The organism is Marinobacter sp. MBR-105 (genome assembly GCF_053628895.1).
Genome location: NZ_JBRJHG010000031.1, coordinates 1 through 10,952, shown reverse-complemented (window position 1 = coordinate 10,952; position 10,952 = coordinate 1). Strand labels below are relative to the sequence as shown.

The following is a 10,952-nucleotide window of genomic DNA, read 5'->3' as shown; positions in this document are numbered from 1 at the left end:
CCTTGCTCAAATGGGTGCCGGCAAAGGATGAGGCCGAAATCAAAAGGGTATTCGCCGATGTGCGCCAAGTCCGCGGGCAAAGCGAAACTGCGAAAAACATTGCCGATCAGCATCTGTTCTCGACGCTCGTTGAGGTTCATCGTGCCTCCGAAGGCGCACCCTTTACCGGCATCAAGCCTTCCGGACAGATTGATCCGGGTTTAATGGCGGCGGATGCGGCGTTGGAAAACGGGCAAATTGATCGCCTCGTGGCAAATATAACCCGCAAGATCGAGAACGGTATTCGTGAGCGTTATCATGAGGCTCAGCGTGCAAGGGCCATGGCTGATCAAAGCAGCGATAAGGGGCGTGCCTTTGTCGCTGACTACGTCAATTACATTCACTATATAGAGGGCGTGCATGGCGCTGCTGGAGGGCAGGGGCACTAATTCCTATCTTCACGCAGACGCAAAGCAGGCTGACGGCCTGCTTTGCCGTTGTATTCATTTCCAGTTTCGCCTTCGGCTGAATTGGTACCATCATTCTATTAAGGCGCATCAAAAAACATAAATGAAGCCAACACCAATCTCCGCTTCATAATCATTCCGGGATATCGGGCAGCCATATTACTAACTGAGGGGCGTGCTGTGTTTTATCTAATTTCGGTATTTCCGCAATTAGAGAAAAAAATTCCAAGCGCCAGGTATGGAAGGCGTATCAGCGCGTTAAATCAAATCGAGGTGCGGCCGGTGTAGATGGCCAGACGATTCAGGACTTTGATCGAGACTTGAGTAAGAACCTCTATCTAATTTGGAATCGGATGTCCTCCGGCAGCTATTTCCCACCGTCCGTCAAAGCAGTTCCAATTCCGAAGAAAAGTGGAGGAGAAAGATTGCTCGGGGTACCCACGGTTAGCGATCGTATAGCGTAAACTGTGGTTACTATGACGCTGGAACCTATCCTGGAACCTGTCTTTCATGTGGACTCGTACGGGTATCGGTGCGGGAAATCCGCGCATGATGCGCTTGTGATCACGCGAAAGCGGTGCTGGGAAAGGGACTGGGTGCTGGAGTATGACATCCGTGGCTTGTTTGATCATATTGATCATGAGCTATTGCTCAAGGCTCTTGACCACCATTGCTCTGAATCCTGGGTGCTGCTGTATGTGAGGCGCTGGCTAACGGCACCGATGCAGACGAAAGATGGTAAGCAGGAACGACGGAACGTTGGCACACCACAAGGTGGCCCGTTATCGCCAGTTCTGGCAAACCTGTTTCTGCATTATGCATTGGATCGTTGGCTGACCGTTCGTCATCCGGATATCCCATTCTGCCGATATGCAGATGACGGAATACTGCGTTGTCGAAGTGAGCGTGAGGCTCAGTATCTGCATTCCCAGCTAGATATGCGTGAGGTGGACCCAATAGCTATTCACAGAGATGCCCAACAAACGAGTATACTGGCCTGTGTTTGTCCAGGCTGCTCGGATAAATCACCATCAGCTCCTTGCTAAGGCCAGGCTCACTCACGGGAATAGCCACCAGACTTCCATTTTGGACCTCCTCCCGTACAGAACTTTCAAGCACCAACGATGCGCCAAGTCCGACCTTAACCGCTTGCTTGACGGCTTCGGTGCTACCCAGCTGCATAGATACCGTCGGAAATGGCCCATGCTCACCGAAGTAGGTCGCCAAAAGCCGGCCAGTGCCGGTGCCGGGTTCGCCGCCGATCAGAGCCATGTTAGACAGCGTATCGCGGTCGATATCGGTTCGACGGGCTAACGGGTGACCAGGCGGAACGATTAGAACAACGGGCTCGTTACGCCACGCCTGAGCATGGAATCCGGGTAGATCATGCCACCACTCCATAATCGCCACGTCCAGCTCACCGTCCGATAAATGCCGTGCAATAGTCGGATTGGAATCTATTACCACATCCACCTCGGGCCCTACGCCCAGCTCCTTGTAACGACGGATGTAGGGCTGGAGCATATAAATCCCAATATTGGAGCTCGCCCCAACGCGAAGTCGAGCCTCCATAATGGAAGATCTCGCCTGCTCCTCCAGCCGGAGCAGACTTCGGGCAAAAGGCAACAAGGTTAAGGCAGCCCGGGTTGGCTCACAGCCAGAGCGCCCCCTGTGGACCAATAAAACGCCAAGTTGGTTTTCGAGTTTTTGAAGGTGCTGGGACAGTGTGGGTTGTGCGATGTCCAACTGGCGGGCTGCGGCCTGAAACCCGTTGTGGTCCAGCACCGCCACGAAACTCTTCAGCCAGACAAGATTCAGCATGGGCCGCTCTCGCGGCCACTGGGATCATTGATCGCATCACCCGGCCGCTCACCCCGAAGCACTTGCAGAATGTTCCGAGCAGCGCGTTGCTCGATAGCCAGACGCACCTGGCTGACTGCCGATCCGATGTGAGCAGTAAACAGCGTGTTGGGGTGGGCCCTGAGCCCCTGGGCGATCTCCCTCGGACGATCTTCTCTCGCCCAATCTTCCATCTCAAACACATCAGCGGCGTACCCCCCCAACTGACCGGATTGAAGCGCTTGCAGAACACTACCCTCATCCACCACAGATCCACGGCAGGGATTGATAAGGAATGCGCCCGGTTTCATTCCTGTTAGCGTTTCGCGATTAATGGTGTGGAGGGTTTGCTCATTGAGCGCCAGTGCCAGGATCACAATATCTGACTGGGCCAGCAGCATCTTGAGGGGAGTATGGGACAAACCCAGTGCCTGCTCATGCTGCACGGGTAAACGTTCCGGCTGGGAATAGATTAAATCCGCTCCCCATCCGTTCAGGCGCTGCGCCACCGCTTGGCCGATGGCCCCCATACCCACAATACCAATCCGTGAGCCTTCGATCCCCTGCCCATAGAAGCGTGGTGTCCAGCCAGTAAATTCACCGGATCGAACGAAGTGGTCCGCCGCCTTGACTTGTCGGGTGAGACTGATCGTCAGCCCGACCGTTAGCTCTGCAGTAGGCACGGTTAGCAAATCCGGTACAAATGTCAGCCAAACCCCATGACGCGTGCAGGCATCCACATCAAAGTTGTCATAGCCTTTCAGGGCTGCACCAATCACCTTCAAGCGCGGACACCCCTGTAGGAACTCCACTCCAACTCGGTCTGGCATGAACGCCATCATCGCATCAGCGTCTGCAACGCGCGCAGCCACTTCCTCCTGGGGCAACGTGGCGCCGGATTGGTTGGTGACCAGCTCGCAATCTTGGGCAAGTTCATCCAGAACACTGTCATGGATCTTATGGGTTATCACAACCTTGGGTTTCATCGACGTTCCTTATTTGAATTTCTTACGAAGGCGGCCACTGAGACTGTCCACGACGGTGACCATCAACAAGATGACAATGAGAATGGCGCTGACTTCCTGATACTGCATGATTCTCAGCGAGCCCATCAATTCGAAGCCAATACCACCGGCACCCACCATGCCCATTACGGTCGAGGCACGGAAATTGTATTCCCAGCGATAAATGGACACGTCCGCGAATTGAGGAAGTGCTTGTGGCAGCACGGCGTGATAGAGCACCTGCAAGCGAGTAGCGCCGGCAGCATCGGCCGCTTCCACTGGCGCCTCATCTACATGCTCAATCGCTTCGGCAAAAAACTTTCCAACCATGCCAATGGAGTGAAGACCGAGCGCCAGTACGCCAGGCAACGCCCCAAAACCAACAGCAGCCACGAAGATGATGCCCATGATCAGTTCCGGGACTGAACGCAAACCGTTTAAAAGGGTTCGAGTTACTTGGAACACCACCGGATGTGGAGAGGTGTTGCGCGCAGCCAGGAATGCCAGTGGCACAGACAAGGTTACTGCAATGGCAGTACCGGCAATGCTCATCGCAAGCGTGTCGATTAACGGCGACACCCAGCTGGCCACATTGGTGAAGTCAGGTGGAAGAGATTCGCCAATGAGTGTGCCTATGGCTGGCACGCCATTGGCAAGTGTATTGAAATTGAGCAGCCCTACGTACCAACTTGCGACAAAAATGATGAGCAGCACTAACAGCGACTGTCCGAGTTTTTTCCGCCAGCCTTTCGCGTGCTCATCCAGCACGGAGGCCGACGGGGCCGGCGACAGAGTCGCCGGTTCCGTCGTTGTATAGTTCATGGGGCACTCCTCACATTTTTGCGAAATCAAGATTGAGCAGGCCACCCATAGCGCGGATGACATCGTAATCTTCGTCGGTAATTGCCGCGAATCCCTCAGCCTTCAGGTTGTCGAGAATCTCCGGGTCATCGATCTGCAGAAAGGCTTTCTGAATGTTGCTCTTCAGCTCAGGGGCCAGGTTCGAACGCATGGCCCAGGGGTATTGAGGAAAGTCACCGCTGTAGCCCAGCACTTTGACCTTGCTCCGATCAATCAAACCGCGGTCCATCACATGCTCGAAGATAACTTCGGACAACCCTCCGGCGTCGGCATTGCCATTGGCGACGTTAACCGCAACAGCGTCATGGCTACCGACGAAATGAGCCTCATAGTCCTTTCCGGCTTCGAGCTCTGCCTTCTCAAGGAGTACGGTCTTGGGGATCAGGTGGCTGGAAGTGGATGCGCGGTCACCGTAGGCCATTTTCTTGCCTTTGATATCCGCGAAGGAGCCAACGCCAGAGTCCGCATTGGCAATAATGATGGAGCGATAAGTCGGCTTCCCGTCTACCACCATGGCGGCAAAGGGTTCAATGTCACTCTTACTCTTGGCCATCACATAGGACAACGGACCAAAGTAAGCCAGGTCAATTCGGCCAAAACGCATGGCTTCGATCATGGAGGAGTAATCGGTGGTAACAATCAGTTCTACTTCCTTACCAAGAGTGGTTTCCAGGTAATCCTTCAAAGGTTGGTTTCGCTTGATCAGTTCTGACGCGTTCTCATCCGGCAGCAAGGCAACTTTCAAAAGATCAGGGTCTGTATCTGCGGCATGGGCTGACCAATGGATGCCGAGCATCATTATCAGAGCCAGCAAAGAGTGAATCATTGTCTTCATTGTGCTATCTCCAGTACGTCTGTCGTTATCGGGGTGGTCTTAGGTTTATGGATGGCTGGTTTGCCTTCCGCAGCTACCACGCTGGGTGAACGGTGGTAAATCTCGTCCAGGTGTTTCGATTTCAGGTTTTCAGGAGCATCGTCAAAAACGATATGAGCGTTCGAAAGGCCGATGATCCGGTCTGCAAAACGCTGGGCGTATTCCAATTGGTGCAAGGAAATAACCGCGGTGATTCCATCTTCCTGACAAATATCGCGCAGTAGGCCGAGTACCTTTTCAGAAGTGGCCGGATCCAGGCTGGCAACGGGCTCATCGGCAAGAATCATGGATGGTTGCTGCACCAATGCTCTGGCGATTCCAACCCGCTGCTGCTGGCCGCCGGACAACTGATCTACTCGGGAAAGCGCTTTGTCAGCCAGACCTACGCGGTCGAGGCATTGCAGAGCCAACTCCAGGTCCTGCCGGGGCAGGGGAAGCAGGCTTCGCCAAGTACCGTGATACGCAAGTCTGCCTGTCAGCACATTCTGTAACGCGGTGTATCGTTCGATCAGCTGGTGATGCTGGAACACCATGGCGGTGCGGCTGCGGTGCTGTCGCAGGATTCTACGGTTGGTCAGTTCACCAAACTCGCCAGACACAACCTTCCCGGTTGTGGGCTTAACCAGGTGATTCAGTGAACGAAGCAGAGTGGATTTACCCGCGCCTGAAAGTCCCAGTAGCACGGTGAATTCGCCCTTGTGAAAGTGAACGTTGGTGGGTTTGAGCGCGAGGACGTTTCCCGGGTAGGTTACGCCCATACTCTCGACTCGAAGCATCACATTGGTTGATTGAGTTGGCGCCACAGGATCACCTTTTGCAATAAATAAGCTCGCCGTATTGCGAGTTACAATTGAACGGTAAAGCTGAGAGATGACACTGTCGTGTCACTGACGTGACAGGTTGATGAAGTGCTTTTGGTTCGCAAGGATTTTCCGAAGGGCTCTGTGAAATACATGGAGCTCAGCCAAAGTGGAACGAGCCACCCAGGAGCTTAAGCAACAAAAATTGCGTTCCACCGTCAGTCGGCGAATCTCACGGTACAGTTCGTCCGTGCTGAGTTCATCGAATTGCTTACCGACTATACTCTTGCCTTCGAGGAGGTCGGACGCGCTCTCCAATAGGTCGCGCTTCCAGGTGCTGACTATGGTGGGGTGGATCTGGAAACGGGCAGCAATTCAAGGTGTGGCCTTAAGGGTGGGCAAGGACAGCCTTGCACTTACTAATTCGAAATAAAGTAAGCGAACATTACCCGGAGATATAAGCCAAATCCGGATGGCCAAAAAACGATTTCAATAGTCGTGGCAATTTTTGCAAACGTCGAACTGCGTCGCCGCGTGCAGGTTGGTTTGAATAAGGGCGAGGCTAAGAACGCGCTGGCTCGTGCCGTCTTCCTGAACCGGCTCGGTGAACTCCGCGATCGCAGTTACGAGAATCAACGCTACCGTGCAAGCGGACTCAATCTCGTCGTCAGCGCTATTATCCTTTGGAATACGGTTTATATGGAGCGGGCGGTTCAAGCACTGCGCGAAGACGGCCGGGATATCGACGAGACGCTTCTGCGGCATCTTTCTCCCTTGGGCTGGGAGCACATCAACCTGACCGGCGACTATATCTGGCAGCAGGACAAACAGGTCGAACAAGGAAAGTACCGATCGTTACGAACACTGCAGAGGTCTTAGCGTACGATTTTTTCCGTTTCGTGAGCTGACCCCATTCTGTCCCCCATCCCTTCAACCACGCGTAATCCTTCGTCGAGCCTTTGAATGTCTGCGAGATGACACTCCGTCGTATTCGCCCGATTAGCCAAACGCCACTGTTGCCAGTCCTCCTCCGCGCCAAAATAAGACGTTCAGCTAGTCATCGGAAAGTCCACTCCCTTTCCGACCGGGCGAGTGTGTTTTGGGAATAGAAAAGTGCTAAGATCTTCGGAACTGACAGAGTAATTGCATGTCAGAGCTCATGTCCTCAAAGCTTGGTGCTAAAGATCAGGATGTCCGCAAAGAACCGCCCAATCATCTCCCTATTGCTATCACTGCTTCTTGTGATCAGCGCGCCGGCGTTTGCTTTGTCAAAAGTAGCAGGCGGCCAGGCGGAGCCAGCGATGGCGGATTGCGGCACCATGATGATGGACCAGACTGAAGACACCGCTTACTCCTCAGACACAGAACCGGATTGTGTTTCCGCCCCGGAAATGGCCTGTCCAAGCGCCACTGGGCCGGTCAAATGCGGCGTCAACGTAAGCTTTGCCCTACTACCGGGGCATTCTATCGGTTTTACCGACACCGGTTCCCAAACGGTGTTGATCGGCCGAGCGGCCCTTTACCAGAATCCGTTCCTGGCCTCTATTACACCCCCTCCAGAACATCACTCCTGAGTTTTAACCCGGGTTTTTGCCCATCGCGGCAAGCTCTTTGAAGTTAATTCTTGCAACAAAGTCTCGTACTTCCGTTCATCCGTAACGAGGCTTTAACTGGAGTGAATCAAATGCGTAATTCAAATCTCAAGCTCACCGTAACCGCCGCCGTTCTGGCCGGCAGCGTCGCCCTTTTCTCTGCCCTTGCCCATGGCGAAGGCGCCGGCATGATGGCTGGTCATTCCGAACACAGCCGCATGATGTCCTCGCACGGTATGGAGGGTATGGGCGGCATGATGGGGATGATGAACATGATGTCAGATATGTCCCCGGAAGACCGTAAAGCCATGACCGAGGCTTGCATGAAGATGATGCAGGCTCATAGCGACGATGGCATGCCTGGTGGCATGAAAGACAAAGACACCGGCGCCAAATAACCATTTGGGCACCCTCATGAACTGAAGCTCTGGGCCGGGGATGCATGTGCACCCCCGAGCCCTGCACTGCCCATAAGCGATTACAAACGAGGATTTCCCATGAAGACCAAGAAACTCGCCCTGTATACGGGTATAGCCGCTATCGTTATCGGCGCTGGCGCCACCACATTGGCCCTCCAGGCCGACGAATCCGCCCAGCCGTCGGCTTCTCTAACCGAGAGTGAAGAGGCAGGCCAAACCATCACCATCTACAAGAGCCCCAATTGCGGTTGCTGCCAGTCCTGGGCCGAGCACCTCGCGACCAATGGCTTTGACACCCGAATCGTTGAAACCGACAACCTTAATGAAATTAAACAGCAGCATGGCGTGCCACGCGATATGGCGTCCTGCCACACCGCACTGGTTGATGATCTGGTGATTGAGGGGCATGTGCCGGCCAATGACATCCTGGCCTACCTTGAGGATCCGCAATTCAACACGGCCGGCTTGTCTGTACCCGGAATGCCCCATGGCACCCCTGGCATGGAAACCGGCCGGAAGGACGATTACCAGGTCATTGCCTTTAACGCCAATGGCCAGCAACAGGTTTTCCGTGAGCACAAGGATTACTGAGGTCAGCCCTATGAGAGCAATGGTTTCCCGCCTGAATTCAGCAGTCTCCAGACTTTTTCTGTTCGCGTTCGTGGCTGTCATGCCGACCCTGGTTCAAGCCCAGTCTGTGAATGAGGGCCAAGCAGTGAGAGCGCTGACGACGGACTCATCTGGCGCTTTGCTGGTGCTTCGGCAGAGCGGTCTGTTTGCCCTGGATAGCCAGAACACTACCGAGATCCCCCTGCCACCGTCCGATTCCGGCGCCCAGCCCCGGTCCATGGCAAAGGGCGGAGACGAAAGCCTGTACCTGGCAGGGCCTGGCCTTGGCATCTGGCGCTATGACGAGGCCAGCAAGCGTTGGCAATCCCTCAATGACACCCTGCCGGACCTGGGTGTCACGGCGATTGCCGCCCACGCCACCCAACCGGATACGCTCTACGCCTATCTCGGTGACGGCGGCATGTTCCGATCCAGGGACGACGGTGCCGAATGGGTGAAGGTAGACAATGGCCCTCGGGAGCCGGTGCAGGCCTTCCTGCACTCCGATATGCCAGGCAGCATGGAAAGTGGCTGGCTGTTCGCCGGCACCACCCGCGGTGTGGCCCGATCCATGGACTGTTTCTGCTTCTGGGGCGATGCCGGCGAATTGCGAGGAACTGTTTCCGCCATTGATTACGATCCTTGGGCCCCGGAAAACGTCTACGCCGTGATCGAGGGGGAACTTCACCGCAGTTCTGACGGTGGCGAAACCTGGGCTGGCCTTGAGATACCCCAAGCGGTGACCGCTCTGACGTTCTCGCCCACGGAAAGACTCGTGGTCGGCACTGAAAACGGAGAGTTGCTTTCGCAGAACGCCTCTGGCGAATGGGTTCCTGTTTATGAATAAATGGTCTTTCCCGCTGGTCTTGCTCGTTGCCCCGGCCCTTGTGATGGCGGGGGGCGCGCCAACAGACAGTGGCAGCGTGCCGGCCGGAGTAACCGAGGGCCGCCAGATTTATGAGCAATACTGCGCCGCTTGCCACGGATGGCAGGGTGAAGGTGCGGCCGACTGGAACAAACCGGATGAGAAAGGCGAAATGCCGCCACCGCCTCACGATGAGACAGGCCACACCTGGCGCCACAGTGATGCCATGCTGTTCAGGATGATTGCCGAGGGATGGCGGCATCCCTTCAACAAAACAGACCGCCTGACCATGCCAGCATTTGAGGACACCCTCACCGACCAGGAAATTCAGTCGGTGATCAACTACCTGAAAACACTCTGGACCGAGGACCAGCGCCGCTATCAACCTAACGAAAGTCAGGAATAACGAACAACCCTCCCTCAAGTCTTTGGTAACTGGAAAATGGCATTGAAACAGCTTTTTAAGAAGTGGTCATGGTTATTCGGCCTCATCGGTTTCAGCATTGTGGTCACAGCAATCTTCGTGCTGCCACAGTACCTGAAGCCTGATCTGGATGCCGGTGTTACCTTTTACGCCACCGAGGGATGCGCACCTTTCAAAGGTCAGTGTATCGGGCGAAAGGGAGATCAAACCATCACAGTCGGCTTAGGTAATGAAGCCATCGAATCGATGACAGAGATTCCCATCCGTGTGTATCTCGGCAACGTGACAGCCGACTCCCTGATCGTGGATTTCGAAGGGCTTGAAATGTACATGGGCGTGGTCCGCACCCAGCTGTTACCGCATACCCAGGGTGTTTACCAGGGAACCATTACCCTGCCGGAATGCGGTACCGGCAAAATGCTATGGCGCGCACGGGCCATCATCGACAACGGCACGTCCAAGGAAGGCATCAAATTTGATTTCTGGGCGGTTTAACGAACTAACAAAACTTAGGGGGCTGAATGCCTGATCTTGCAACCTGGGGAATTGCCGCCGCGTTTGCCGGAGGTCTCGTGTCGTTTTTCTCACCCTGTACTTTACCCTTGGTTCCCGGCTACCTGTCGGTTGTTACCGGAGGCGCTCTGACTGAGGCTTCAAATCGGTTGAAGGCGTTCTGGCTGAGTCTTTGTTTCGTGATGGGGTTCAGTCTCGTATTCGTTGCCCTGGGAGCAAGCGCCAGTGTTCTTGGGCAATGGCTGATGGCTTATCGTGAAGAGGCCAACCTGGTGGCTGGCGTGCTCATCGTGTTAATGGGCCTGTTTATGTTGGGTTGGTGGAGCATGCCGGCGTTACAGCGGGACTGGCGCATTGGGCAGTCTCTTGAAGGCGGGCGCCCCACTGCCGCCTTCCTCCTGGGCATCGCGTTTGCCATCGGCTGGACACCCTGTATAGGCCCCATACTCGGGGCCATATTGGCGCTCAGCTCCACCCATGCCAATGCTGAGGCTGGCATGCTGTATCTGGCGGCGTATTCGTTCGGGTTAGCTCTCCCTTTTCTCGGAACTGCCCTGTTTATTGAACACTTTCGGCAACGAGTACGCTGGCTCAGTCGCTGGAGTAGACTACTGAGAGCGCTTGCTGGCTTGGTGCTCGTTGTAATGGGAGTAATGGTGCTCACCGGTCGGATGACACTCTTTGCGTCGTGGATGTTGTCGACGTT

At 54.9% G+C, this 10,952-nt stretch carries 14 protein-coding genes and 1 pseudogene; 10 read left to right on the top strand and 5 right to left on the bottom strand.

Features of this window, described 5'->3' with window-relative positions:
- Positions 1-2 precede the first annotated feature (2 nt).
- Positions 3-428, top strand: a complete 426-nt coding sequence (locus ACSSVV_RS20515) for a DUF6448 family protein (RefSeq protein ID WP_454106934.1) — start codon at positions 3-5, stop codon at positions 426-428.
- A 494-nt stretch (positions 429-922) separates the two neighbouring features.
- The gene (locus ACSSVV_RS20510) at positions 923-1,492 is read left to right on the top strand and encodes a reverse transcriptase domain-containing protein (RefSeq protein ID WP_081432065.1); all 570 of its coding nucleotides are present in this window, start codon (positions 923-925) and stop codon (positions 1,490-1,492) included.
- On the opposite strand, the gene ACSSVV_RS20505 is transcribed toward ACSSVV_RS20510, so the two are convergent.
- The 5 genes from ACSSVV_RS20505 to phnC are packed head-to-tail and all read right to left on the bottom strand — an operon-like array spanning position 1,407 to position 5,827.
- Positions 1,407-2,267, bottom strand: a complete 861-nt coding sequence (locus ACSSVV_RS20505; RefSeq protein ID WP_011783503.1) for a LysR family transcriptional regulator — start codon at positions 2,265-2,267, stop codon at positions 1,407-1,409. The genes ACSSVV_RS20510 and ACSSVV_RS20505 overlap by 86 nt on opposite strands.
- On the bottom strand, positions 2,261-3,271 hold the full coding sequence (locus ACSSVV_RS20500; protein WP_011783502.1) for a phosphonate dehydrogenase: 1,011 nt from the start codon (positions 3,269-3,271) through the stop codon (positions 2,261-2,263). The genes ACSSVV_RS20505 and ACSSVV_RS20500 overlap by 7 nt, the downstream gene beginning before the upstream one ends.
- 9 nt (positions 3,272-3,280) lie before the next feature.
- On the bottom strand, positions 3,281-4,111 hold the full coding sequence (gene phnE, locus ACSSVV_RS20495) for a phosphonate ABC transporter, permease protein PhnE (protein WP_011784781.1): 831 nt from the start codon (positions 4,109-4,111) through the stop codon (positions 3,281-3,283).
- 10 nt (positions 4,112-4,121) lie between these two features.
- Positions 4,122-4,985, bottom strand: coding sequence for a phosphate/phosphite/phosphonate ABC transporter substrate-binding protein (gene phnD, locus ACSSVV_RS20490; protein ID WP_011784780.1), 864 nt, complete (start codon positions 4,983-4,985; stop codon positions 4,122-4,124).
- Positions 4,982-5,827, bottom strand: a complete 846-nt coding sequence (gene phnC / locus ACSSVV_RS20485; RefSeq protein ID WP_011784779.1) for a phosphonate ABC transporter ATP-binding protein — start codon at positions 5,825-5,827, stop codon at positions 4,982-4,984. Before phnC ends, phnD begins: the two co-directional genes overlap by 4 nt.
- Positions 5,828-6,337: 510 nt before the next feature.
- Here phnC and ACSSVV_RS20480 point away from each other — a divergent pair.
- The 8 genes and pseudogenes from ACSSVV_RS20480 to ACSSVV_RS20445 all read left to right on the top strand — a co-directional run.
- A pseudogene (locus ACSSVV_RS20480) lies at positions 6,338-6,703 on the top strand (Tn3 family transposase); the annotation flags it as partial.
- 386 nt (positions 6,704-7,089) lie between these two features.
- Positions 7,090-7,398: a hypothetical protein gene (locus tag ACSSVV_RS20475; RefSeq protein ID WP_223268882.1), complete on the top strand. Its 309-nt coding sequence runs from the start codon at positions 7,090-7,092 to the stop codon at positions 7,396-7,398.
- 110 nt (positions 7,399-7,508) lie between these two features.
- Positions 7,509-7,814: a hypothetical protein gene (locus ACSSVV_RS20470; protein ID WP_011784777.1), complete on the top strand. Its 306-nt coding sequence runs from the start codon at positions 7,509-7,511 to the stop codon at positions 7,812-7,814.
- Between the two features lie 99 nt (positions 7,815-7,913).
- Positions 7,914-8,426 (top strand): DUF411 domain-containing protein, encoded by a 513-nt coding sequence (locus ACSSVV_RS20465; protein ID WP_011786663.1) that lies wholly within the window; start codon positions 7,914-7,916, stop codon positions 8,424-8,426.
- A 10-nt stretch (positions 8,427-8,436) separates the two neighbouring features.
- Positions 8,437-9,291, top strand: a complete 855-nt coding sequence (locus tag ACSSVV_RS20460) for a WD40/YVTN/BNR-like repeat-containing protein (protein WP_011786664.1) — start codon at positions 8,437-8,439, stop codon at positions 9,289-9,291.
- Complete coding sequence (locus ACSSVV_RS20455) at positions 9,284-9,715, top strand: c-type cytochrome (RefSeq protein ID WP_011784774.1); 432 nt, start codon at positions 9,284-9,286, stop codon at positions 9,713-9,715. The genes ACSSVV_RS20460 and ACSSVV_RS20455 overlap by 8 nt, the downstream gene beginning before the upstream one ends.
- Positions 9,716-9,751: 36 nt before the next feature.
- The gene (locus ACSSVV_RS20450; RefSeq protein WP_011784773.1) at positions 9,752-10,228 is read left to right on the top strand and encodes a hypothetical protein; all 477 of its coding nucleotides are present in this window, start codon (positions 9,752-9,754) and stop codon (positions 10,226-10,228) included.
- A gap of 26 nt (positions 10,229-10,254) precedes the next feature.
- Positions 10,255-10,952 (top strand): cytochrome c biogenesis CcdA family protein (locus ACSSVV_RS20445; protein ID WP_454106933.1); only part of this gene is annotated, 698 nt, incomplete at its 3' end.